Origin of the sequence: Phocaeicola sp. RTP21198st1_B8_RTP21198_201120 (genome assembly GCF_040929485.1) — a bacterium.
Lineage (GTDB): Bacteria > Bacteroidota > Bacteroidia > Bacteroidales > Bacteroidaceae > Phocaeicola > Phocaeicola dorei.
The window spans coordinates 1-25,081 of the sequence record NZ_JBCOCI010000073.1; the positions used below are offsets into that span (position 1 = coordinate 1).

Annotated in this window: 24 protein-coding genes; 5 read left to right on the forward strand and 19 right to left on the reverse strand. The window is 48.9% G+C overall.

From position 1 onward, the window contains the following. Nucleotides 1–256 precede the first annotated feature (256 nt). Both AB5935_RS19010 and AB5935_RS19015 read right to left on the reverse strand, forming a co-directional pair. Complete coding sequence (locus AB5935_RS19010) at nucleotides 257–1,354, reverse strand: hypothetical protein (protein WP_004319459.1); 1,098 nt, start codon at nucleotides 1,352–1,354, stop codon at nucleotides 257–259. A 64-nt stretch (nucleotides 1,355–1,418) separates the two neighbouring features. Continuing rightward, on the reverse strand, nucleotides 1,419–2,072 hold the full coding sequence (locus AB5935_RS19015; RefSeq protein ID WP_005836221.1) for an NYN domain-containing protein: 654 nt from the start codon (nucleotides 2,070–2,072) through the stop codon (nucleotides 1,419–1,421). 420 nt (nucleotides 2,073–2,492) lie between these two features. Here AB5935_RS19015 and AB5935_RS19020 point away from each other — a divergent pair, with 420 nt between their 5' ends. After that, nucleotides 2,493–3,017, forward strand: a complete 525-nt coding sequence (locus tag AB5935_RS19020) for a hypothetical protein (protein WP_005836220.1) — start codon at nucleotides 2,493–2,495, stop codon at nucleotides 3,015–3,017. A 54-nt stretch (nucleotides 3,018–3,071) separates the two neighbouring features. Continuing rightward, nucleotides 3,072–3,533 carry a hypothetical protein gene (locus AB5935_RS19025; RefSeq protein ID WP_004319453.1) on the forward strand — a complete coding sequence of 154 codons (462 nt, stop codon included), beginning with the start codon at nucleotides 3,072–3,074 and terminating at the stop codon, nucleotides 3,531–3,533. Nucleotides 3,534–3,581: 48 nt separating this feature from the next. Here the strand turns inward: AB5935_RS19025 and AB5935_RS19030 are convergent, their stop codons facing one another. The 17 genes from AB5935_RS19030 to AB5935_RS19110 are packed head-to-tail and all read right to left on the reverse strand — an operon-like array spanning nucleotide 3,582 to nucleotide 22,335. Continuing rightward, the gene (locus AB5935_RS19030; protein WP_005836218.1) at nucleotides 3,582–5,366 is read right to left on the reverse strand and encodes an ArdC family protein; all 1,785 of its coding nucleotides are present in this window, start codon (nucleotides 5,364–5,366) and stop codon (nucleotides 3,582–3,584) included. 2 nt (nucleotides 5,367–5,368) lie between these two features. After that, a complete protein-coding gene (locus AB5935_RS19035; protein ID WP_005836217.1) occupies nucleotides 5,369–5,986 on the reverse strand; it encodes a hypothetical protein in 618 nt (205 codons plus the stop codon). Between the two features lie 46 nt (nucleotides 5,987–6,032). Further along, the gene (locus AB5935_RS19040) at nucleotides 6,033–7,547 is read right to left on the reverse strand and encodes a glucosaminidase domain-containing protein (RefSeq protein WP_005836214.1); all 1,515 of its coding nucleotides are present in this window, start codon (nucleotides 7,545–7,547) and stop codon (nucleotides 6,033–6,035) included. A 39-nt stretch (nucleotides 7,548–7,586) separates the two neighbouring features. After that, a complete protein-coding gene (locus AB5935_RS19045) occupies nucleotides 7,587–10,223 on the reverse strand; it encodes a zincin-like metallopeptidase domain-containing protein (protein ID WP_005836212.1) in 2,637 nt (878 codons plus the stop codon). Between the two features lie 27 nt (nucleotides 10,224–10,250). Beyond that, nucleotides 10,251–12,032 (reverse strand): hypothetical protein, encoded by a 1,782-nt coding sequence (locus AB5935_RS19050; RefSeq protein WP_005836210.1) that lies wholly within the window; start codon nucleotides 12,030–12,032, stop codon nucleotides 10,251–10,253. Continuing rightward, nucleotides 12,029–12,325, reverse strand: coding sequence for a hypothetical protein (locus tag AB5935_RS19055; protein ID WP_005836208.1), 297 nt, complete (start codon nucleotides 12,323–12,325; stop codon nucleotides 12,029–12,031). The genes AB5935_RS19050 and AB5935_RS19055 overlap by 4 nt, the downstream gene beginning before the upstream one ends. Before the next feature lie 11 nt (nucleotides 12,326–12,336). Next, nucleotides 12,337–13,164: a M23 family metallopeptidase gene (locus tag AB5935_RS19060; protein WP_004319442.1), complete on the reverse strand. Its 828-nt coding sequence runs from the start codon at nucleotides 13,162–13,164 to the stop codon at nucleotides 12,337–12,339. A gap of 11 nt (nucleotides 13,165–13,175) precedes the next feature. Beyond that, entirely contained in the window at nucleotides 13,176–14,438 is a 1,263-nt protein-coding gene (gene dcm, locus AB5935_RS19065; RefSeq protein ID WP_004319440.1) for a DNA (cytosine-5-)-methyltransferase, read from the reverse strand. Beyond that, complete coding sequence (locus tag AB5935_RS19070) at nucleotides 14,416–15,369, reverse strand: radical SAM protein (RefSeq protein WP_004319438.1); 954 nt, start codon at nucleotides 15,367–15,369, stop codon at nucleotides 14,416–14,418. Before AB5935_RS19070 ends, dcm begins: the two co-directional genes overlap by 23 nt. A 54-nt stretch (nucleotides 15,370–15,423) precedes the next feature. After that, on the reverse strand, nucleotides 15,424–16,065 hold the full coding sequence (locus AB5935_RS19075) for a hypothetical protein (protein ID WP_004319436.1): 642 nt from the start codon (nucleotides 16,063–16,065) through the stop codon (nucleotides 15,424–15,426). A 42-nt stretch (nucleotides 16,066–16,107) separates the two neighbouring features. Then, on the reverse strand, nucleotides 16,108–16,794 hold the full coding sequence (locus AB5935_RS19080) for a hypothetical protein (protein ID WP_004319434.1): 687 nt from the start codon (nucleotides 16,792–16,794) through the stop codon (nucleotides 16,108–16,110). An 18-nt stretch (nucleotides 16,795–16,812) separates the two neighbouring features. Further along, nucleotides 16,813–17,505, reverse strand: a complete 693-nt coding sequence (locus AB5935_RS19085; protein WP_005836205.1) for a hypothetical protein — start codon at nucleotides 17,503–17,505, stop codon at nucleotides 16,813–16,815. After that, nucleotides 17,486–17,971 carry a PH domain-containing protein gene (locus AB5935_RS19090; RefSeq protein WP_005836202.1) on the reverse strand — a complete coding sequence of 162 codons (486 nt, stop codon included), beginning with the start codon at nucleotides 17,969–17,971 and terminating at the stop codon, nucleotides 17,486–17,488. The genes AB5935_RS19085 and AB5935_RS19090 overlap by 20 nt, the downstream gene beginning before the upstream one ends. A 14-nt stretch (nucleotides 17,972–17,985) precedes the next feature. Next, nucleotides 17,986–19,671 (reverse strand): toprim domain-containing protein, encoded by a 1,686-nt coding sequence (locus AB5935_RS19095; protein ID WP_005836200.1) that lies wholly within the window; start codon nucleotides 19,669–19,671, stop codon nucleotides 17,986–17,988. Nucleotides 19,672–19,708: 37 nt separating this feature from the next. After that, nucleotides 19,709–21,310 (reverse strand): hypothetical protein, encoded by a 1,602-nt coding sequence (locus AB5935_RS19100; protein ID WP_005836198.1) that lies wholly within the window; start codon nucleotides 21,308–21,310, stop codon nucleotides 19,709–19,711. Between the two features lie 27 nt (nucleotides 21,311–21,337). Then, nucleotides 21,338–21,574: a hypothetical protein gene (locus tag AB5935_RS19105; RefSeq protein ID WP_008667075.1), complete on the reverse strand. Its 237-nt coding sequence runs from the start codon at nucleotides 21,572–21,574 to the stop codon at nucleotides 21,338–21,340. A gap of 5 nt (nucleotides 21,575–21,579) precedes the next feature. Continuing rightward, nucleotides 21,580–22,335, reverse strand: coding sequence for a DUF4099 domain-containing protein (locus AB5935_RS19110; RefSeq protein ID WP_004319423.1), 756 nt, complete (start codon nucleotides 22,333–22,335; stop codon nucleotides 21,580–21,582). 279 nt (nucleotides 22,336–22,614) lie between these two features. Here AB5935_RS19110 and AB5935_RS19115 point away from each other — a divergent pair, with 279 nt between their 5' ends. From AB5935_RS19115 to AB5935_RS19125, 3 genes are all read left to right on the forward strand, one after another. Then, on the forward strand, nucleotides 22,615–23,253 hold the full coding sequence (locus AB5935_RS19115) for a M23 family metallopeptidase (protein WP_005836195.1): 639 nt from the start codon (nucleotides 22,615–22,617) through the stop codon (nucleotides 23,251–23,253). A 99-nt stretch (nucleotides 23,254–23,352) separates the two neighbouring features. After that, nucleotides 23,353–23,541, forward strand: coding sequence for a hypothetical protein (locus AB5935_RS19120; RefSeq protein ID WP_004319418.1), 189 nt, complete (start codon nucleotides 23,353–23,355; stop codon nucleotides 23,539–23,541). 135 nt (nucleotides 23,542–23,676) lie between these two features. Further along, nucleotides 23,677–24,570: an Abi family protein gene (locus tag AB5935_RS19125; protein WP_225982618.1), complete on the forward strand. Its 894-nt coding sequence runs from the start codon at nucleotides 23,677–23,679 to the stop codon at nucleotides 24,568–24,570. Nucleotides 24,571–25,081 lie beyond the last annotated feature (511 nt).

Consider the following 25,081-nt stretch of genomic DNA (forward strand, 5'->3'; position numbering starts at 1 on the left):
GTGTAAGATTGCTTTCTCCCCCAAAATGAGGATTACTTTTTGTTCATAATAAAAAACTTATATTGTGTGATAGTCGGTTAGCCTGTGAAGGTCAGCCGGCTAATTTTTGAAATAAAGATAAAAATAATATAGTGATTTTTTTAATCAACTTTATTTGTAAACATCCACTCAAATGAAATTACCAAATATTTGTAGCCTTATTTAGTAGTGGGAAAAAACAATCAAGTGAATTATTGAAAATTTCGACAAACTAATGTCATTTCAAAGCAAGCAAAGCATTCCTGTTTTTTCTAGTATTAAAAACTTGAGATAATACATGATCGAAGAAAATATTTGGAATCTTTTGGGAGAATGATGGAATTTTTTCATTTAGTAAACTGACAGCTAATCCACCCACAGCCGGAAGGATTAGTCCTGTAACAGAAACCAGTCCCCATCTAAACCATTTTTCTGCTTGTGAAGATGAGTTACCTCCTAAAAGGATTCGCTCCAGTTCATTTATATTATAGTTATTCGATTGTAGCCAATCTCTATAAAAACCTCCAAAAGCATGATCTCTTACTTGAATAATTTTTTTTATATCAATTATTTTATTGTAATAAAGCAAAGATAAGTTGGGAATATTCCTTGCAAAAAGATATTTGTTCATTCTATCATTAAGAGTTTGTTCTGGAATTAGATTGTTTTTCTGCATGAAATAATACTTAGCTTCATCTTCTAAAATTATTTCATCAGTCTGTAAATAACTACCCCACACAATACTTCTTTCGAATAGGCATAATCTTACGGCACTCCATGTGTCTTTTTCGTTAATGTCAAGGATGTTTTCAGATTCTATATTTAAATAGGTTCTAATTTGATTATTGATTGTGAAATCCTCATACATATTTTCTTGGGCAATATGATCCCAATATACATATTCTTCCGATTCTGAATCAGAAGTTACCTTTTCAAATACTTGCTTGATAAATAAAGATGCCTGAAAACCATATTTGTTATTTATTCGTTCAATAACTTTATCATAATAATTACTCTTATGCATATTCATAAATAGCAAATTTTCATTTCCTATCATGAATGCTGGAAACCACCAATTATCAATTATTACAAGTTCTTGCCTTTCATATAAAAGTCTAAAGGCTTCAAAACCCAAAACGTCTATAATTTCTTCCAATGAATCTGTCCTGATAATGATTTTATCATGTGTTAGCAAACAATTTATAACTCGATTCAAATAATATAAATGTTCAGGCATAGTAAGTTCTGGATATTTTCCAAAATGCCATCTATCATAACATATACCAGATTCGACTTCCTTTATCCTATATGAAAAACTGTCAAATAATACTGCCATTTATTGAATCCAATTATTATAAAAAAACTGTATCTCTATCCCTGCCTTGAATAGCAATGAGATGTTATTTTTCTCCTCTTTGTAAAACTTTCCATTCCGTTGGAATGGAAAGTTCAAATCCATTGGCAAGCGTTATTTTATCTGGCAATAATGCCTGCTTAAACCTCTTTTCATAGCGCAACATCTGAATGGGTGCTCCATTTCCCATTGTAGCCAAGTTACTAGAATACTGATGAGGTGGGAAATAGATAAATACATTGATTTTAGCTTCTTTGGCCAGTTCAACGGCTGGTATCATATCACTGTCTGCGGAAACAATGATAGCAAGGTCACAGTTATGTTGGAAAGCGTCGGCCACAATCTGGGTAGCTATACGCACGTCAGACTCCTTTTCTTCGTAAGTATGGATGATATTGTGGCATTTGAAACACTCGATTTCCTTTTTTAGATACTTTCCCAATATTAACTTAAATTTCGGATTCTCCTTATTGGCTTGGAAAAAGGCATCCTGTCTTTTCCGTTTACCTACGTCTGTCGGTCTAGCAGAGAAATACTTTACTGCTATTAATTCCTGATTAGGACGTAAGAAAGACTCCATCAACTTGACAATATCTAGCCAATAATACTTCTTCCACGGAGCGGTCTTTAATCCATAATAGAAGTTGAATCCGTCAATGTAAATGATTACTCGTTGCTTGTTTTTTTCTGCCATAGTCATATAAAAAATAAGCCCTCGAAATCGAGGGCGAGCCTTGGTCTTTCCCAACCAAGGGGGATAATTCTATACTGCAAATGTACATTTTTTATTTGAGAAAACAAACTTGTATGAGATTTATTTTGTAATCATAGCCATAAATTCAGCAAATTAACCTCTTTTAGCTCAATCCGCCATTCCCATCTACCAAGCCTTCCTTTTTACTCTGCAAAGTTACGGCTCGCAAAATCCGTCAAGTACCACTCCGTTATTTGAATATTTTAATAGGCTTTCCAAGCCCGGCATCAAAATCCCCAAATTCCTTGCCTTTATTTTGCCTGACAAGCCGTTATGGGATTGCACGTAAAAATAGAACTCCTGGTAGAGATAAAAATTCTCTAATGAAAGGGGAAGTGCATAACCAACAATTTAAAGAGTAAGACAATGGAAAAGAAAATGATTTGGAGCAGCGAAATGCTTTATGATGATGAAGCGCGTGAAAACTATTTGGAAAATATGCGTGCCATTACGGAAAATAAGGATTACCAACTCACTGATGAAGAATGGGCAGACGAAGTGTATTTAGACCTGTCCGATGAAAGAGGCAACCTTGATAAAAAGGTAAATGGCATTATTATTGCGTTTGCCGATTTAGGGCTATGGCAAGGCAGAAGAAATGCCTTTCAATTTTTTGGTAACAACATTGCCAACATACTTCATACCCGATGCGAGGATGCCGAATGGTACGGCGATGCCTACAACATACGTGGAATACTGCACCACCATGATGGCACCAACTATGTGCTTTACCGCATAGCCAAAGACGAAGAAACAGCCGAACGTATAGCAGCCAAGATTTACAACGGTGAGATAGACGAAAGAGGTTTCCGCAAACTGATACGTTCCCTATATCCCGATGTGGCAGCAGTTTATGGCTGGAAAATTGCAGGACAAAAAAATGTGGTTTAGAAGTGGCAACACAAGAATGCTTTATATTGATTTTCAACTAAATAATTATACACAATGAGCAAGTACGATTTTATCAAGAACGGCAACACCCTTTATTGGAACGCCCCCGACAACGGCAAGGCTTCAGGAGCTTACAAAGTGATTTCCGCCCCCAAGGAAATTGACGAAGATAGCATTATCCTGATTGCCTCCGACCATTCGGAAGCCGAAGTTTTCCCCTCCGAGTTATTCCCCTTTGGCATGACCATGAGTCATAAAGAGGATTTCCAGCGTTGGAAAGCCCGGTATGAAGCGGAAGGTACGATATTCTACGACCGACTTTCCGAAGTCACCTACACAGACCGGGATTTATCCGTCGGTGACAGGGTTATCTTCACCAACGACCACGGAGTAGTATTCGGTCCCCACGAAGTGTTGGCTTTTGGAAAGCCAGTCAATGGCAGATGCGTATATATTGACAGCGATGCCTATTGGTTTGCCGACCGTCCGGAGCAATTAACGCTCATAGAAGAATAAAAAGAGCAGTGCAAGGAATGTGCCCATACACTCCTTGCACTCAACATCTTATCTTCCCCTCCGATAAGGCACATACTCATCCTCCTGTTCCCTTTCCTCATGTGCCACCTCCTGCGTGTTGCCATCATTATCCGCATCCATGAGGTCTATTTGAGGATTTACCCTTTCGCCGGCAACATCGCCCCGGTACTGATATTCGGGCATTGCTTCCAAAGCCGTCCGGACATTTTGCAGGTTGCCGGTAAGGTCTTTGTCATGGTCATAGGCAAAGCTGTGCCTTTCCGTAAATTTACCGTTTACGACTGTCCCTATATCCAGTGTATCAGACAATCTGTTATAGTAAGCGCATAGAATGTCACCGGTAGGCATCTCGAACTTCGGCGAACGTACTTTTACTGTTGAAAGGTATTCTTTTGCTACCATATCCTTTGCAAAATTCTTGACATCTTCAGATGCCCTTCCGATACCATAGCGACGGATGTGGTCACGTACCTCTTCTTCGCTATATTTCAACATCAGGTCATAAGTTCCTCCGACACTTCCGTTATAGACCAATGCCCATTTCTCATTTTCAATAAGCACGTTATCATGCGTATGCTGTGCCGGATATCTGTAAGTATACATCTCATCCATGCCATTCCCGTCATAATACTCCGTGGCTTCATTCAGTAGCCCCTCAAAGTCTCCTTTATCTTTGAATGCATCCAATCTTGCCGTATCATCCTGAGATTGAAGAAATGCCACAGAGCAATAGAACGGCCGGGCTTTTGCCTCAATTTTCTCAGCCACCGCATCAATCCGTTGTGCAATCATCGATGAAGCCTTTTTTACATCAAACAATGTGGTTTTCAGAAACTCCGGGGATTCCTTCAATACATCCAGCCAGGAACCGAGATACTGTGCGCTATCCTCCTTGATTGTCTTGGTAATACCATACTGCGAGGCTACCAAAGCACTGCCCAATTCAGCCACCAGTTCCTCACGGGCATACTCTTTGCTTCCGAAAGCGGCTGGCTTGATACGGTCTAAGCGTCCTTCAGCCCCCGTACTGTGCGTCATTTCATGCAGCAGCGTCCCGTAAAACGATTCCCCGTTGATGAACTGGCTCTTTTCCGGCAGCACAATCGCATCTTTGGCAATGCTGTAATAAGCACTATCCTGATGTTCCAAAGAAATCGGACACACCCACAGTTTTTTTTCAATCATCTCATCCAATGGGGCAAACGCCATTTTTTCATCGTCCAGGGAGGCTGGGCGTTTTAAGTTGTTCCGTTCACATAGCTTCTCATATAGTTCCGGACGTGCTTCTCGGAGGTTGGTTTGTGCCACATTGAATACATTATGTACGTTCAGCTTGGGATATACCGAATACTTTTTCTGTTCTTCCGGCGACAGTTTCCGATAGTCCTCCATCTTGATTTTCTCTTTCGTCTCCTTATCCACCACGGTAAACGTGGTAATGAATACCGGAAACGATTTTTCCCCCTTCAGGACAGACACCTGCGGAAGCCTCTCCCCATTGGCATCCGTCAATGGCTTATGATTCCCCTGTCTGTCCGTCGAATAGTTTAGTCCCGACACACGCTGAAAGGTACAGAACACCGGTAGCTTGTAGCTGTTTTCCTCGCAAAGCAACATGAGCATCAGCGCATTCATCCCGTTATATTCTCGTCCGGACAGGTTCTTCGGCCATGCCATAAAGTTCTCGGTAAACCACGGTTTCTTCCAGTCTCCCTTGATAGACGATATTTTCTTTATCATCAGTTCCGTAAACCGTTCAAGCGCACGTTCCTCTGCACTTGGTCCATCCGGATTATATCTTTTTCCTGCCATGCTCAAAATTCAGTTTCATTCGTTACAGCCGGTTTCACCCATTCCCTCATTTCCTCCACCCGGCAGGAGAGGTTGATTTTGTCCAGATATACGGAGAGTTCCAACACTCCTTTGGCACAGATACGTGCTTTAGGGTGGAGCCAACCATCTTTTTCAGCGGTAAAACAGATGAAGCGCACCCATGTAAAGGAAAAGTTTTCCTCGTGCTTCTCCGTGCTGAAGGCAGAGAATACCCAGTAGGGATTGCCCCTCTTGTCTCTCTTTTTCTCCACCTGTTTGCCCACCGTACCCCGGAACTTGATAGTGCCTTCAATCGCATCACGCTCGTTTTCCGGGAGAAAATCCACGCTCTCGGCATGGAAATTGAGATACAGGTTTTCTTCACGCTTGCGGAAAGTCAGCACTCCCTTCAACCCGATACGTTGCCCGGCCACATAGGAAGGCAGTTCCGCATCCGTTCCGTCTTTCGACACGAATATCTCCACTTGTTTGCAGCCGCCTGCTTTGGCAGGAATGGTCGTTTTCACGGCAAAGCCGATGTAGGATTTCCCCTCTTTGTTGGTACGCATGGAAGCCGTGCGGCTTACAATGCCGTTGATTGTCACATTACACTTAATCATAAATCACACTTTTAATTGTTACACAACTATTTCGTTTCTATATTTATTATCGAATCTGCAAACCTTCCGGCTGCCCACGTTGCTCCACGCCCTGCTCATAGCTTCTGGCTGCACGTTCAGCCACGAGCATATGATTTACCGCCGTACCGATCCGTTGCCGCTTGCTCTCGTCCGGCATTGCCGTGTCATTCAGTATCAGCGACAATCGGTTCATCTCAGCTGTAGTCAGTTCGTGCGAGTAGCTGCCGGTACTGTCTTTGGCGTGTAGCACAGGTCTTACCCTCTCTTGTATCACCAGCTCACAGGATTTCAGCGAGGGAACGAGTTGCGACAGGTCGATGCGTTTCTCCAAGGCCGCTTGGGTTGCAGCCGCCATTTGCTGCTCCTGTTCCTTGCCGTCAATCTGCACGGCAAGAGCCATCAGCGAGGTAAACATCCCCATCACCAACTCCATAATCGGGTCGTTACCGTTCATCCGGATACCGCTGTCCTCCGAGGAAAGCAGCTTTTTCATCCAATCTTCCGGTGAATCAGCCAAACCGGTTGTCGGAGTTTCGTCCTCTTGCGTACGGAATTTAGCCATCAAGTCTTTGCCGTCCGAAAGCAGTTGCAGCCCGATGTTCCCTTTTTGTGCTATTTCGGCAAGGTAAGCCGCAGGATTCACTTCACGCAGGGTTCCATTCGTAGTAATTTGCTTCACTTCCAGATGCAGGTGTTCTCCGGTTGTCCGTGTGCCGGTACTTCCTGACACGCCAAGCTGTTGCCCGGCATTCACCGTGTCACCTGTTTTTACGCCTACCGCCTCCAGATGATGATAGCTTACCTGTACCTTGCTGTTGTCCGCACGTTCATACTCCACCGTGACGGATCGGCCGCCCGGCGTGTCGGCGTTTTGATTGACCGCCACCACTTTTCCTTTATCCTCCGTGGCAAGCACCGCCTCCCGATTTGTCTGGATATCGATGCCTTTGTGTATCTGCTGTTTGTCCGGGTTCATCGGGTCTCTACGCATCCCGAAAGGGGAAGTCACCAACAGGAACTCATTCCTTTCCACCGGGAAGGAGTAGTGCTCCGTGGCAGCCTTGCCTTGCGAAATCCCTGCTTCCATCACCATACGGTCATACTTGTCAAGGCCGTTCACCTCGATAATCCGTTGCAGGTTGGCGGCATAGTTCCCTCCGGTGGCATACCCGGCACGTTCCAGACCTTGCGCCCAGCCCTTGTAGTCGTCAGCCGCCAGTTTGAAGCAATCCGCATACCGCTTGTTCTCCTTCAGGAAGCGGGAATGATGCTCGTAGGAATCACCCACCGTAGCATAGCTGCAAAATTTTTCATCCGGTTTGTCGTCAGTGTACAGCCCGTATTTGCCGCCACCCTCTATCCATGCCGCAGTCGCCTTGATACCGAAATGGTTATTCTCTTTCTGTGCCAGTCGGCTTTGTCCGTTGGAACTTTCCAGTATACCTTGTGCCAACGTCACCGAAGCCGGAATACAGTACTTGCGCATCTGTACCATGGCAAAATTCGCATACCGTTCTGCATATTCTTGATTCTTGCTCATTATTATATATAGGTATATGTTTCTCTCATACGTTACACACTACATCCGTCGTGCCGGACGTTGCTCATTCTCAACGGGGGTGTCCATTTCGGACACTCCCTTACGAGGCAGTTCATCGCAGATTCCGACCCTTACTCCCGACCGTACCAGCTTGGGCAAATAAGTGTCCAATGCCGTTTTGGGAAACGAAGCCACGTGAATCCCTCCGTCACGTTCCGACACGTCAAGCCCCAGCACGTTTGCCATTCTGTCCGCATCCTCCTTGTAGGATTCATAGAAGTCACGGCTGCGGAAGAGAAGCACGGCATCGGGGTGTTTGGCTTTCAACTCCTCAAAATTCCTCCAGTCCGTCTGTCCTTTCGCCCCGTCAGCCTTCACTTGTTCCTTTTCCCTTCCATGCTCCACTTGGCTTTTCGCCTGTTTCGCTTCCTGTGCCTGTTTCAGCACGTCCGCAAACAAGGTGGCCGCCAACTGTGTCTTATATCCGGCCATATCCTCCGCAATCCAGATCCGTTGCCATTGCAGCCTCGACACCTCACGAGCCTCAATTTTCCCCATTCCCTCGATTTGCGGCACACAAAGGAACTTGTCGTCTTTGGCCCGGAAGATATTCACACGCTTGATAAGCGATACATCCACGTCCGTAGATGCCGTGCCGAACAAGTCCTGTCTTAGTTCGGGGCGGTCGGTGCCGAGCGCATAATATTTCTGCGCCAGTTCCATACGTACCCCCTGTGCCGACTGCCGTTCATTCTGCTTCACGGCGGAGAAGAAGCGGTTTAAGTCCTCCTTATCGGGATAGATGCTGAAGGCTTCCCCCTCTACGGGCTTCAAGTAGAGTGCCCAACGGTTATTGTCATCACGTAACATCTGTATGCGCTCAAACTGTACGTTAGTGGCTTTATCTACCGCCTCCGCCACATCAAGCGTCGCCTGCACTTGCAACTCCTTGCCGGTCAGCTTGGCGGTAAACACTTCCTTGTCCTTGAAGTAACTGTCATCGGGACGGTACCCCAGCAGGCCGTCCTTGTTGAAGAAACGCACATAGCTTGCTCCTTGCTTCATCAATGCGCCCGTTATCTGTTGCTTGGAGAATCCGGGCAGGTTGTTGGTGACGACCCTTGCCTGTTGTTCCGACCGTTCCTGCGCAGGCATTACCTCATCGGGAGTCAGGTAAAACGGACGTCTGTCCGTAGCGGACAGTATCACGTGGCCACCTGTGGTGGCACCGGCAGGCAGCACCACGTCGGCAATCCCGGTCTCCCTGTCGCGCACCACCACCATTTCTTTGGTGGAGCGGTCAGGCACGCTTTTCAGTTCCTCTGCTATCCGGTAGTTTCCTTTCGTGTTCCATTCTGTAGGCAGGTATTCCCGGCACGCCGTGGCAATCTTCGCACCGTAGGCGAGTGCTTCGGTATAGGCTATCTCCACCACATCGGCATCTTCGTCCGTCACCCTCAACAAGGCTTCATTCTTCTGCCGTTCGTAATAACCCAGATTGAATTTTTCCAGAAACGCATTCCGGGCTTCAGGAGAAGGGAAGTTGCGTCCGTCTATCGCCATTCCTCCGGTACGGAGAATATCCACTAGTATGGCACTCTCACGGGCGTCCACCTGCGGCCCTTGCCGTTCCTGCATTTCCGAGGTCTGGCGTTGCGTGCGCAGCGTGGCATATTCCACTTTCTCACCCTGTTCCGCCTTTCGGATAACCCCCAGCGCATTGTTCACATCGCTTTCGATAGCATCTATGTAGTGCGGATTCTCTTGCAGTTCCCGTGTCCAGTGTTCCACCAAGGGCAGGCTGTCGTTCGCTAACCGGGCAGGCAGTCCGAGTTCCATCATCTTCACGCCGGAGGCCAGTTCCGCTACCAGCCGTTCATAGCGTATGGCATCTTCCGAGGGGGCTTTGCCGCCTTGCATCACCATGCCTTCACGGGCAAGCCGTTGGGCGTGTCCGGTGGCACCTGCCACTTGGCGCATCAGTTCTTGCACATAGTCTTCGTAGTGTTCAAACTGTTTCGCTTCGGGCATATAGACTGCATCTTTGGCGGTATCGAAGTGCGCCATGCCTGCGGCATCCTTGCGCACGGGAAGCAGGTGTTCCCTGACCTGCGCCACGAACCGGTTCACCGTGCTGCGCAGTTGTCGTTCCTCGCTTTGCAGGTAACCCCGGTCTGCACGGCTGCCGAAGCGTTGTTGCAAATCCCGGTATTTCTCCGCATCCGCCATCGGCAGAGTGGTCTGGTCGATGTTGAACAAGACCATGATTTCCCGTTGGCGCACTCCTTTGTAGAGCTTCTGCTGTGCTTCGGGCAAGGCTTTGTATGCCTCACGGGACAGCATATCTTCCGAGTTATGGCGGTTCACGTACTTGTCCCACTTGTACCAGTTGAACGGCACGCCGTGTTCCTGTTGCAATATTGCCTCTCCACGCTGCTTTGCGTCGGAGAACATCGTATATAGCCCGGTCTTGTAGCCGCTTTGGTCGGTGTGCATGCCCAATACGAGGGAGTTGAACGGACTGACAGCTACACCCTTCGGATAGAATTTCGGTAAATTCCGTCCCGCCGCATTCAGCCAGTAGCCGCTACCGGCAACCGCACCGTTCAGGGCGTTTACCAGGAGTGCTGTCTGTTGGTGGGCGGCCGATTGTTCACGTGGACTTTTTTCTTTCATTGCTGTTGTGTTTATAGGGTTGTTTGATTATTTGAGTAGGATTGTGCGTTCCCGGCCCTCGTCCCGTTCCGCTTCGGCGGCCCGGTAGTTCTGTTGTGCCATTTGCTGCATTTCATCGTGCTTGGCAAGCACGGCGTTGGCGAGTGTGTTCAGGGGCAATGCGCCGCTACGGTGGGCATCCACCACATTGTCGGTCAGTTGGATGCTGCACGGCACTTTGTCAATCACCGCAATCAGGCTGTTCCCTTGCAGCACCGGGTTGGCGATGCGTGGATTGAGTGGCTCATCGGCATATACCTTGTAGGGTTGCACAACTTTGTTCCCTTGCCGTCCAAGGGCTTCATGCCCGGCTTTGTTCAACAGGTTCACGCCACCCATGCCTATCAGTACCATCTTCAGCATCGGGTTCCGTACATACATACCGGTCAATATGGAAGCGATGGGCAACAGGTTGTTTTGCGGAAGCAGTGATTTCGACTTGCCGGTAAACAGCCCGAAAAGGATGTCGGGCAGCATGGAAATGACATAGCCCAAGTTTTGGCCGATGTCGTCCAGACCGTCCAGCCCGAAAGTGCCGAACAAGTCGCCCCAGCCGTTTTCATTCCTCTTTCCCTGCGTCTCACCGCTCTCCGTAGGATGCTTGTCCGCCATATTATCTTGTTCCGTAGCCGTTTTTTCCGTTTCCCTTTTCGCAGTTTCGACACGTTCCTTTTCCTCTTCCTCTTGCATCATCGCTAGATATTCTTCTTCCCGTCCAGGTGCCACCACCATGGGCACATCCCCGTGTCCGGGTTTGCGCTCATTGGAAGGAGGCTCGTATGCCGGGAATGGCCACCCATGCGGAACCTGCGCCTCGGCTTCCATAAGTTCCGCCCAAAGCGGTTTTTCGGTCAGTATGCCCATCTTTTGGGCCAACCGCTCGTTGAGCGACAGGATGTAAGGGTTTTCGTAGGATTTTATGACCTTGCCTTGCGCACGGAAGTCGGCGAACACATTATGTTCGCTGCCGAACACGCCACGGCTGATACAATCCTCCACCGTCATGGCCGGAGCATCCTCCGTTCCGTCCATGAATTTCCCCACCGCATAGCTTACCGCTTCCACGCCGCCCAGCTTGATAAGGCTTCCCCACGAGGAAATACCGCCCATCATCACGGTGTCCATGCCGACACCCACCGCTGTACCCCATGCTTTCTCCGCACCGCTTGGCCGGTAGGCGGCTTCGCCACGCCGTTCTATCTCTTGTTGCAGGGGCGACTTCATCATGCCTTGCGCCAATCCCAGCAGGCTGCCTTCCGCACCTTTCCGCAGGATATACTCCACGGATGATTTCGGCATCTGCTCGACCGCCATTCGGTCAATCATCATCTGTTCCACCCGGTAGTCCACGTAGGCAAAGGCGAGGTCTCCACCCAGTTCCTTGGAGAGTTCCTCGTACTGTTCCCTACCGATTTCCGCTACAACGGCATTGCGCCACTCTCCGGCAAGCAGGCTCAGGTCTTCCACGGTTTCCGGGGTGGCGGCTATCCGTTCCCGGCACATTGCCACATAATCCTCTGTTGTCTTGCTGTTCCACTCGCCGGTCTGCCGGAGATACGGCAAGGAGTCGTCCGGCATTCCGTTCGCACCGTTGGCGAGAGAGCGCAGCACGCCGGCAGTACTGGCGTGGTATGCACCGATTTCTTCCACCTGCTTTTGCGTAAGGTAGGTTTGGGCTTCCTTCATCACGGGAGCCAGCTGGCTGTTGAAGTAGTTTTGCAGGCAATATTCGATTTCTGCAAAATGCTGGGTCTGTCGGGGTTTGCTCATGTCAAATTCATTTGTTGCAATAGTTGTTCTTTGGTCTGTTCTATGGCGTGGTGGTACACTTCCATCTGTTTTGGAAAGTATTCTTCCAGCATCGTATCCTTGTCAATCAGGTCTTGGATGAACTTTACCGCCACTTGCCGGCTGATTTCCACGGAGGCTTCGCCTTCTTCTCGGTTATTGAACCATGCCTTCGTCCACCACCGCATTCCGGCCTTGTCGGGATATACCGTCACCAGCCGGGGAATGTCAAAACTCTGCACGTCTATCTCCAAATCGGTAAGCGGGTCCACCATGCCGCAAGTCGCTATGGCTTGGTCGGCCGTTTTTTTTTATCGTTTTCGCTCAGCGTGGAAAGAAAAATCTCGTGGCGCAAAGCGAGGTAGTTCAGGAAGTCGCTGATAAGCAGGTTCTGCACTTTGGCGGCTATCGGCATCGAGCGGTCTCCTATCCCCAACGGGTTGGCGAGCGAGGGTATCATCTCATAGAAATAGTTCTTCACGGCGGACTGTGAGAAGATGTTGCGCAGCGATTGTTCCGTATGCTCCGGCACACGGTAGCCGCCGTTGCCCACTTCCAGTAGGTACTCCGGGTAGAAGCGTAGCATCAGTTCCTCGATTTCCTCCCGGTCATCGTCATACATTGTCGGAATATCCATTTCCATCGTCTCCAGTTCCGGCATACCCGGATGTCCTTGCTGCCGCATTGCCAGCAGGTTGCCGTACAGCATGGCAAGGAACTCCATCGGATTGATTTCCTCCCCGTCATACTTCACTTCGATATGCAGTAGGTCTCCGCTGATACCCACCACGCTGCCGGCCTTTACCCGTGCGCCGAAGGGGGCAAGCGCGTTGGCAAGGTGGGCGTAGGTCACTTCATACTTGCCGTAGCGTATCACTTGGTACAGCCCGTGCGTGGGGTTGCTGCCGATACCCGATACCACACCGTCCGCTACGGCGGTAAGGATATAGCGGTGGGTAGCGAAGTCCACACCATGGTGGAAAAACTCCTCCTGTGTCATTGGGTGGATCTGCTTCCCGTAGCCCAGCGTCAGGCTCACTTCTCCTTTACTCTCCTCAAACGGCATACAATAGCCGCTTTTCGATACCAGGTTCATTTCTTGCGTATAGTTCATTGTCTTTTGTTTCAAGCCTGTTGCCAGGCGATGTTTATATGGATGTTATCTTTTAAGAAGCTGAATATGTGTACAATCACTTCCACTGTCCAGCCGTTTCCCAACATACGGTATTGTTGCGTGTCGCTGCATTTCCATTGGTACCATTCCGGTATGGTTTGCAGGCGTGCGCACTCCGTGGGTGTCAGGCGGCGGATGCGTCCGCACGACATACATATTTCTCCAAAGGGGAGCGGATTTTGGGAACAAGTGCCTGTCTTTCCCTTTCTGTCCGGCCTGCATCCGGCCAGACCAGCCCATATCAAGTTGTCTTTCTGCACGCTCGTCAGGCAGTTTGTCTTGCCGTCTGTCCGGGGTTCAAGCTGTTGGATGTTCTTTCGGAGTTCGGCAATGCTGCCGGCTTCGTATGCCTTGCGTATCCGCTTGCCATACTCCGTCCTCCGGGAAGTGAGGCAGGTCTCTCGTCCACGCATGGCCATACAGACATAGTTCGTGGTCAGGTTTCCTTTGGCCTGTGCGGTAGCCGTCAGGCAGTGGCTTTTGTCGTTGTCTCCCAGCACGTTCATGTCGGTATTCCGTTTCTCGCCATGCCTTTTCAGCCAGCCCATCATCTTTTCGCTCAAGTAGTATTTCTTGTCCGCTTCTTCCTCTACGATGTGCCGGAGGAATATCTTCCGGTCTTGAGGTTGCGGAATGTCGGCGTGCAGTTCACCGAACAGCCCGACCTTTTTTGTCCGTATGTTCGTCCAATAGATGCGGGCACGATTCTGTGCCGACACCAGGGCGGAGTTGATATGCACCCCGAATATCCCGATAGCCTCGCTCAGTACACGTTCCCATTTCTTGCCCATTTCCACATTTTCTAATAGGAACAGCACATCAGGATTGTACATGCGAATATCTGTCAGGATACGCATATATTCCCAAAACAGGTATGATTCCCCTTCAAACAGGAAGCCTTCACGCTTCAATTCCAAATAACGCTTCAACGTATAGATTTCCTCCTTGTCTATGGTGGACATCCCTGCTCGTTTCCCGGCAAAGGAAAACGACTGGCAGGGGCTTCCGCCTATCAGCAGGTCTATCGGCTCCAGTTGGCGCACGTCCACTTGTGTGACATCGCCGAGTTGTATCGTGTCCGGAAAATTCAGTTGGGTTTGCCGGATAGCGTGTCGGTCTATTTCGGAGGCGTAATATGTTTCCGTCCGGATGCCAAGTCGTTTCAAGGCAATCTGTCCGCATGACATTCCGTCAAACAAGCTCAAAACCTTCATTCGTCTCCGTTTTATGGTTGAAATATGTGCTGCACTTGAATCCTTTTCTCGGTATGAAGTCCTTGAACTCGCAGCTCAGGAATATCCATCTCTTATCGGCCCAGCCTGCCAGGTCCTTCTGCCATTGGGGAATGCTTTGGTTGGGATTGTGCAAATCCCGGTACGGCTGGCAGTAGGGCAGAAAACGCCTCCCTTTCTGTTTCCAATGGTTCACACGGGAAAATGATTCTTCAAAATCATTGAGCAGGATGCAATAAAAGAAGTATTCCCCCTTGTATCCGTATTTATCTATCAGAGCCGTGGCACGCTCGCATTCCGCTATCTGCGCCTGTGTATCACAACCGAAGCGGATGTGTTTCAGCCATTTCACCTGTGCAAGTAGCTTCGCTGTCTCATCCGTTACCAACCGGGCGTCCAATCCTTGGTTGAAGTCCACACGCAACCCCATCCGGACAATCTTCTCTATCTGCCCCAGTCCGTAGTCCGAGGCCAGTACATTGTTATCCATGAGGATGATACGGTTACGCCCCTCCACCGCAATCTCTTCTATATCCATATAAGGATTGATATTCCCTTCTTTCTGGGGTACTACGCACCACTTGCACCGGTTCGGGCATCCCCGTGTCAGAAAGCCGTAAGCCGTTCTTTTGTCTATTCCATACAGGCTGTAATCCGGTACGGCTCTGTCTATCTCTGGAGGTAGTACCTTTCCTATGTCATAGCCGGTTCCCCCTCGTTCCGCTTCGTCGGCGTTCAGGAAATATGCGTAATCCGGCGTAAAGGTGAATACTTTCGCCAAATATACCTTGTCGTATCGGCTGAGCGGACTGTACCACTCCACACGATTGCCCTGCGCCTTGTGGTAGCTGCTGATTTTCATCAGTGCGAGGTTAGGGTAACGGCTATCTACTGCCAATAATCCGATATTCATTGTGTCTCTTTTGTGTTTGTCTTCAGAAGTAAATTCTTAATTCCTCATTCTTCATTACCTTCTCATTCCTCCCGGCCGTCCCTGTTCTTCACTCACCGCAGGAGTCAACGGTTGTGCCACTTTGGAATTGTTACCAATCAGCATCATGCCCAATAACGCCCCGGCAATCTTTCCAAGCCAACCGAAGCGTCCGAATACCAGCATGGCAGAAGCCAACAGTCCGAAGATGCCCAGTCCCGACACGTTCCCCTTACCGAGATTGCCGAAGAAGTTCCCCAACATATCCATGCCGTTGCCGCCGGTCATGTTCCGCAGAAAAGTACCCACACCACCCCAAGACGCACCCATCGATGACACCGATTGGCTTACCTCTTGCAGGCTTTCCCCGGCTTTGTCTGCCGCATCCGCTATTTTATTTGTAGCGTTCCCTGCCATTTCCAGTCCCTTGTCAACGGCTTCTTCCCCGACCAGCAGGTCTGCCGCCGCACGGACTACCGGTTTGTCATTCACAAGTTTCTCCCAAGCGAGATATCCCATGCCACCACCCATTACCGCTGTTTTGGTGGCATTTCCCAATCCTGCAAGTGTGCGTTGGGGATGCACAAGTGCTCCTCCGATACTGCGTGCCGTAGTTTGTGTTGCCGAGTGGTTGGCTACTTTTTTGCCTATACCTAAGATTGTTGACCATTTTCCCATTGTCGTGTTGATTGTGTTTATATGATTCCTTTGATTGTTTTGTTATCGGTTTCCGCTCCGTTTCCATCGCCGCATGGCAGCCTGCACGATTCCAGCCTTGTCCGTTGGCCTGGGTCGGCTCCCTTCGTCAATCTCCGCCCATACGTCAACAAACGAGGTATATTTCACGGCGAGTGCCAGATGCTTCAGCTTCTTGTTCATCCGTTTCAGCTTGGGGCGTATGGCGAATACAATCTCCATGCGTTGCTTCTCCGTCATTTTCGTGTTGTTCATACACACCTGCCGGATGTCGTTCACGATTTCCACGCTTCCCAATATCAAGTCACGGTAAATTTGGTTCCTCCGGGGTGTCAGTGCCACGGCAAAAGCCCCTTCAGCGTGTTGCCTAAGTTGCTTCGACAAGTCTCCCATGTTGTCCGACAGCCGTCCTATCTCGTGGTAGAAGCCATAGATTTGTGCCGCATAGCACACGATATCCCGGAACGAATCAAGATAGTTGTTGAATGTCCGTTGCAAATCGGTCGTGCCTTCCACTTCTTCCCGCATCCAGAGATGTCCGGTTGTCTGCATCAGCATCGCCTTTTCCTGGCTTTTTAGCTCTTTCTCCGCCTTGTTGGTGTAGCCTAATATCATCCCGGCCAGTGTCGGGTCAATCTGTGCCTCCACTTTCGCCGTCCCTGCCAATAGCAGCAGGATAAATCCGATGTAATATCCAAGCCATTTCTTCATGTGCTCTTTCTTCTTACGTTAATACCTCGCCGCTCTTGCCGCCCGTTTCCACTGGTCTAAGGCAAGGTGCGCTATCTCGCTGTTGTCCCGGTCAATCATTCCGGAGGTGATGTTGTTCCACACGTCCATCATCGTATAGTAGCGGATGCTCAGACATAGTTTGTTCAGTTTCTTGTTGAATGCGCCTAATTTATCGGCCAACGCCCACATCGTTTCACTCCGTTCCGCACCGGTCAGCATATTCTGCGGCCCTCCGGTGGCTACGGCATTCCGCAGCAGCGTATAGACCGTCACCAGTTCCGTGGCGGTCTCGATATACAGGTTGTTCATCGACAACGTGGCGATGACGCCCAGCGGATTATCGCTTACAGCCTTGTGTAGCCTGCCCAGTGAAATGAAGATGCGCACGCCGTCCTCATACAACGTGGTGGCGGCTTTCAACGAGGAAGCATACCCGCTGGCCGTTTGCAGGTAACTGCTGTATTTCCGTTCCCATTCATGGATTTTATTAAACTCGGCGGCAATGGTATTCTGCAAGGCAGCCGTGCGTAGTTGTCCGTCCGTCTGGCTCTCTATCTCTCCATTGATAGCCTCATTTCCTTCGGCAAGTGCCATCCACTCCAGTGGATTGGTCTGTACATATTGTGCCACTGCATACTGTACCCACAGAATGCTCATAAGCAGTAGGAGGCTAGCGGTTTGTAATCTCATAAATACCCTTTCGTTGTTTATTGGTTTCCACCCGTTCACGGATATGACCGACAAGATTCGTCCGGTATTCCACGCCGTATATATCCAGTTTGGGGGTCATGCGGTCTCCCGAATACACGCTCACAGTTTTCAGCCCGGTCAGTTGTTGCAGGAAGCTGCGGTGTTCCCTGAAGTCCACCACACGGTACAGCTCCATGTAGTCGCAGCTTCGGCTGAACACGCCATGCCGGTAGATTATCTGTTCGCTGCTGATAAGGTATTCGGTACGGCGCAGGTAGATGAATCGGTACAGTAGATAAAGGCTGCACAACACAGAAACTCTCAACAGCATACCGCTACCGATAAGGTTCTCTATCCCGGCACAGCCGTATCCGGCAAGGCAAAGCAGGAGCAGGGGCAATTCATCAATGGCAAATTGCATGGAACGCGGTCGGATGACAAGGGTTCCGTAGTGGGCGGTCTGCATAGGCTTCATGGGGATTATCGGTGAAAACGGGGTTGGTATTCTTCTCTCATGCCCGAAAGTGAGTTGGTTATATCCGTTTCCAACCGGGCAAGTTCTTCCTGTATCTCATACATCTCCTGAAAGCCTTTATCCGGCATTCCTTTGTCATTGACTTCAAAAGACTGCACGACTTTCTCTGCCCGCTCAATCCGTTTGCGTACAGCTTCATGGTCTGCTTCATCATACAGGCCGGTACGGATATGTTCGGGATTGATTTCAGGCAAATCGGACAAGGCGCGGTTCAGGGTAGCCCTGCCACTGATTTCCCAATCATCAAGTTCCTTTTCTTCCGTTTCCATCCGTTTGTCAAGCAATTGGTCGTTCCAGTCCTTGTAACCTTCAGCCGTCGGCTCATAGATGATGTTTCCCATGGCAGGTGTGCCGGACCGGGATAGCATTTGTAGAGCTTTGGAGATAGCGTGCAGGTCGTTTTCCATTTTCTCCAATTCCTCCTTGTTTGTCGCACCGTCAGTACGGCTGATTTCATAATTGTCCCTACGGTTCATATACATCTCCTGCAAATATCCGTCACCCATTTCCATGTATTTGAGAACTGCATCTTCCAAATCAGGCTTCAAAGCATTTATGCCCAAACTCGCTGTCACTTTCTTGAAGTCAAACGGTTCCATTGCTATTTCATGGCGTTGATAACCCTCGCTGCAATCTTGCACGATTAAATTCCCGGCTTTCGACAGGTAACTGGAGAACTCCCTTCCGGCATGGGTCAGCGCAAAATTGATAGCGAATACCTGTCCGGCACGGTCACGGTCAAAACAAAGATGATGTGTGGCAGTTGGTGTCTCTGCAATCATCCCTTTGAATTGTTGCTGGCTCGGCGACCCTCCGGTGGAGACAAACACCGAATCTTCCATATTTAGCGTACTTGCGTTCAACTGGCAGAAAGCCATCGCATCGAGCGCACTCTCGAACCAATACACGTTTCTCACCTCCGGCAAAGCCATGTGTTCTGGATTACCTATCCATATTCCTTGCGTGGCGTTACTTCCGGCGGCCATACCCTTATACACCATTTTTCCCTCTTGATTCGGGCGGCTTCGTTCCTCCAATCCCACTTTTTCGTCTGGCTTGCCTGGTAAGACCAAAAGAAACGAGAGATTGGTATATCGCTTGCCGTCCGTCCGTTGCTTGGTGGTCAGGAAGAAACTGTCGGCAAACAACCGTTGGGTGGCAAGGTTGATGCCACGGTTCTTGAAGTAGGGATAGAATTTCTTCTGGCTCTCCCAATTCCCCCGGTCGAAGCTTTGCCATTCGTAATCGCCGGCATTGAAGGGGCTGTTATGTTTCTCCGGGTCTAATACACGAGTATTACGTTCCGTCATGGGTTGGTTCAGCAGGCGGTTGCATACAAGGTTTACCAGTCTGTCCTTCGACATCCCCGGTGTGTATTCAGCAAAAAAATGCGGATGTTCTTTGATAAAGGATATGATGTTGTAGTTCCGTTGCTCCGGCGGTTGGAAACAGCAAAGCCCGTTTCGGGTGACAATGAATTTGTCACCACGAATGCGGCGGCCATTGCTGTCCAAGCGCACGTAAGAGGGATAGCGGATGCCGTCCTTCCGGTTCAGGCGGTAGCCGGCATCCTGCAACACCTCCTGGATGTTGATGCGTTGCTTGAAATCTTCGTAGGTCAGTTCCGACATATATAAGGTGTGTTTGTGTTATGTTCTTTTTATTTGGTTACATCCCGTGGCGTATTTCATGACGGATATGTTCATTCACCGCCGCCTCGAAGTTGCGTGCGGCCACATCCATAGGCGTATCCACTCCCGGCTTGAAATAGGGACGTGGCGCAGGCCCGTGGTGGTGATGTTCGGCGAATACTACCGGTCTTGAATGACAATGGTGGTCATGCTCCAACTCAGCAGCCACCGTTACGCCGGCAAGCAGGGCGGCACCGATTTTCACTCCCAACGGAGTCCGGTCTCTTGATTTCATATCCACCTCGCCGAACACTTTGGAGAACAGTTTCAGGCGGTGATAGTCATCAATGGCCATAAACTTGTCGTATTGCTTCTGCGTAATCTCGTGGCTTACCCGTTCGCCGTCGATAATGGCGGTCATCTTGTATGTTCCCTCTTGTCCGGACGGCTCCACACGGATGTCGTCCACTGTCACCTCCCTGCCATGTCTTCCTTCCCGGTACCAACCTTTATCGGGACGGATTACCGAAAGGTCATTGCCGTCCATCACCACACCGCCCCTTGGTAATCCCTCCCGCAGCCCTTGTTCCGCTTCCACCGATATACCGTTGGTGGTTCTTTCTGCCTGTTGCTGTCCGGTCAAGAGCTGCCGGTTCAGATCCTCCAGCACTTCCGGGTGCAAGGGCAGGTTCACTATCTCCCTGCCATTCAGCATATCCAATGTCACTTTGCCGTCATAATCATCTTGGATTACCCCGTTGATAATTTCCAGCCGTTTCTCCATCGTGGCTTCCTCCAGCGTGTTGGCGGTCAGTGCGGCCAACTCCTCCGCTGTCAGGTCGTATTGCAGGTCTGCGTCTACCGAAGCCGACTGCACCGTTAGCGTTCGTGTCTCGCTATCCACGATAATACCGTGGCTTGCCAGGCACTCCTGCCACTTTCTGTTGGTGAAATACACCGGTGAGGCTATCAGCTCCTTATAAGGCTTGGCTGGCTCGCTGCTTCTCTGCCGGGTTTGTATGGGTGTCACCACGTTCTGCAACTCCTTCAGCACATCCTTCTTTGCTACCGGGGTGGTGGCGTGTCCTTTGTAATAGAAACCGTAGCCGCCCGATTCCAGTTCCCCCGGCTTCATACGTCCGTCCGGGCGGTTCGGCACGATAGGCGCACCGGGATAGTAGAGGTCTCCGCCGATGCGCCGCAGGTGGAAGCCTCCTTGTTGCCGGGGTGTCCAGCCGAGGAAGCCGTGGCAGATTGGATGAAAAGGATGCATGGGCATTCCCACACATCCATACTCTCCGGAACCGATACGGTAGCCGTGCAGTCCCATGGCGACCCGTCCGTTGGCGTTCCGGGCGTGTACGAAGTCTTTTGGCAGGTCGAAGTCGGCGGCCACGATACTCGCAAAGGTGTTGTAGCACCGTTTGTTGGCGGAGTTCGTGCCCCAGTCGGTCAGCGCACGCAGTTGCTTCTCGCTGACAGGATAGGTCAGCAAGGGCGAATCATGCCCCTGCACAATCAAGGCAAACCCTTCGCTGCTTCCGGCAAGGTAGCCACGCATGCCGTTACGCAGCAACAGGTCTTGCATTTCCGGCGGTAAATCCAACGGCCGGGGATTGGTATTCTTTCGGATAGACATATTGTATTCTCTTATTTAATGGTTCAATCAAGCGTCTCCGTTCGCTATCGCTTCTTCCAGTTCTTCTTGCTTCATTTGCAGGAACTTCTCGGCGGTTCCGTCATTCATCGGTAGTTCACGCAGGCGGCAATACCGCTCATACTCCTGTTTCCATGCCTTGGAGTGGTGGGTCACATACCCCAGCCATCCGAACACGCCGCTCTGCACCTTCTCCACAAGCGTTTCTTCCGGATAGAATCTTTCCGTTCCCAATTTTTCATTCATCATTCTTAATTCTTCATTTTCAATTTGCCTGCCCCGTTCTTCTTCATTTCCTCCCACATCTCTTCACTGTATTCCTTTTCCTCCACATAGTCCAGGTTGCCCTGTTCGTCCATCACCCAACAGCCGAAGCACCCGAAGTTGTATTTTTTCAACCCCTTCTTGTTCTGTTCACGCCATTGGCGTTCATCCCCGATACCGATGCGGATGCCGGTAGGGTCATGCAAGTCAATACCGAGTGTCAACATACTACCTTCATCAACCAGTGTCAAAGGCTCACCGTTCTGTAGGCAGTTCAGTTCGGCGTTGCTCAGTTCAAAATAATCGCAGAAGTATTGCAGGTTACGGCCGATGACGGGTGTCGGCACGGAAAGAATCTGTCCGGTGCCTTCGTCTATTTGGTGGAAGGCTTGCACCTGTCTGCCGTCCGCATCGGTCATGGTAGCCATCACCGCTTTCCCGGCTTCCAGCTTTTGGCAGTTTGCCTCGCTGAACTGTTCCAATCGACTTTGGGCAAGCACCGGATAAAACAGGATGTCCGCTTCCCTTGTTTCGGTTCTGACCAATGCGAAGCGTGTGCGCCCTTGTATGATATTCCCTCCTTCATCCGTGATATGGATAGGCAGCACTGGTGAACGGTAGCCGTCACATACCTGTTGCAACACCGATTGCGGCAAGTCGCCAATCATTTCACGGGTCAGTCCGAATTTTTTGAGGATGCCGTAAGGTATTTCTTCCTCTTTGAATTTGTGTTGATAGTTCATAATCCTTTGGGTATAAGTTCACTTTTGGGGGCAAAATAAATTCATCGTCTGCACCTGTATTGGGCGGAAACGATAAATCGTTCCGTTTTTGAAGTTATTTATGGAAACACGGAAAAATCAGACTGTCAATCATACTCCAAACGGAAAATTCAACCCATTCTGGCGTGTGTTGGTTGCGAGTATGATTCCCAGGTATGATGGCTTATACAAGGTTAAAATTCAGTGCTTTTCCTCCTTTATATATAAAGTAGTCGAAGTTCTCTCCCTACCTTTGTCCGTATGAAAGCGATTCTTATATTATCCATGCTGTCGGTGTGTCTGTCCGCTAAAGCGCAGTTCCACACCGTAGCCAGGCGGCAGCCGGTCTGTCGCACAGACACAAAAAAAGGCCTTCCCCCTGTAGAAAAGGTTTCCAATCCAAATAAGGAGTCTGTTTCTACGGCAGGGAAATTCCCTGCCAATGAGTATGGCGAGTGGGTACGGCGATACATGAGCGTCTCCTATCCGTTGAAGCGTATTACTGTCACTTCGCCTTATGGTCTCCGTATCGACCCTTTCAGCAAGAAGCGCAGTCGGCACAACGGGATCGACCTGCGTGCCAAAGGTGAAGAAGCTTACGCCATGTTGTCGGGCGTGGTGGTCAAGGTGGGGTACGACAGGCGTTCGGGTAACTTCGTCACCCTCCGTCACGGCGGTTACACCGTCAGCTATTGCCACCTTTCCCAAGTGCTGGTTCGTCGGGGGGCTTCCGTCATGCCCGGCGAGGTGATTGCCATTACCGGCAACACGGGGCGCAGTACCGGTCCCCATTTGCACCTTACCTGCAAATTCCAAAACCGTTACATCAATCCCGGTATTCTCTTGCAGTTTGTCCGGGAGACAAAAGAGGAAGCTGTCGCCCGTTTAGGTATTTTCTGACAGCGTTTTTCTTGCGAATTTTCTCTGTGATTATTTGATTATATAGATATTGTTTTGTAACTTTACATACTGATTTCAAAACACTTAAAACATGAATATATGGACGCTCTGATAATACTTTTGGTAGGTTATGTAATACTCAAAAGCATATTTTCCGGTGGGGATGACTACGATAAAAAGCCCAAACACCGCAAAAGAAGAAAGAAATCATCCTTTTGGGATGATACCCCTACGTATTCCGATTACGACACGTGGAACCGATCGCATGGGGATAAGAACAGGCTTTAAAATAGTTAAAAATGAATTGATTTGTCCGAAACTCTTGGATATTCCAAAAGAAAGTCGTACATTTGCATTGCTAGAATCCGCCACGCTTCCCGTAGAACAGCGTACCAGGGCGGAACTTTTTTTATATATACGTTTATGGATTATACAAATTCCCCTCTTGAAGTTCCTGCTTTAATCCAAACATTAAAAGATAGGGGACTGTCAATTACTGACGACAACAAGGCGTTGGCATTTCTTGAAAATGTCAGCTATTTCCGTTTCAGGACATATCTTCGTCCTATGGAGCAAGATACGGTTATGCACCAATACAAGTCCGGAGCCTCATTTGGCAAGGCTGTGTCACTATATCTGTTCGATACACGGCTAAGAATGCTTATTTTCTCTGCAATACAACAAATAGAAGTGTCCTTGCGTGCCAAGATTATCAATCATTTCTCGTTAAGCCATGGCGCATTTTGGTTTATCCAGCCGGAATTGGCCACAGACAAGCATAAGTTTACAGAGAACTTAAGTACGCTGGAGAGAGAACTCCAACGCTCCAAAGACGAGTTTATCAAGGAGCATTGTGTTAAATACGGCAAAGAAGGTTATCCTCCGGCATGGAAAATATTGGAATTGGTTTCATTCGGTTGCTTGACTAAGCTCTATTTCAATTTCGCCGATACGACTATCAAAAAGAAAATCGCCCGTTCGTATGGCGTACCACAGCATGAAATGCTTGAAAGTTGGATGAAGGCGGTCAATGCGTTAAGAAATGCTTGCGCCCATCATGAACGTATTTGGAACAGGGTGATGCCTGTCATACCACAGTTACCCGCCACCTTGCGAAATACCTGGATAACGGACAAACCGCAAATGGCCAATCGTTTCTATGCTGTATTTTGCTGCCTTATCTATTGGCTTAATGCAATTGAACCTGAAAATACACTGGTGCAAGATTTCAAGTCCCTGTTACAGGAGTTCCCGAATGTAGATACCACAGCAATGGGCTTTACCACAAATTGGAAAGAAGACCCATTTTGGTTATAGTATATATCCAAAAGACATACACATCTAAAAACAGCCGAATTCTTATCTAAGAGTTTGGCTGTTTTTTTTATAATCTATTGGAAACAATATACTACTTCCAACCATCTTGAATTAAAATTCGTTATTTCCTTAATCAACTTTCACACATTATAATATTTTGTGTATCTTTGCAGTAAGTTGGTGTGTAATATCACCATTCTTATGTAGAATGGGTTTGTCTCATTCGATTCGTATTCGTGTGAACTTGTAATAGAAAACTAGCAACTTTCAAGAAAGACAAGGATATACGAAGCGGGTGTGTCGTATTTGTTTAAATACGGCACAGGTCGCTCGTTTTGTCTTTCGGGCTTGCTAGTGCCTCTATTACGTAAACGGGTGGACTCTGTGCCTTTCAATATATTAGATATGGTAAAGAGTTTACTTAAAGAAATTTAATAAACCTCAAATCCGCAACTAAGCCCTTGAACGTCCTTATTGCGTTTACACGTCCTCTCATTACTGAATTTGCAGA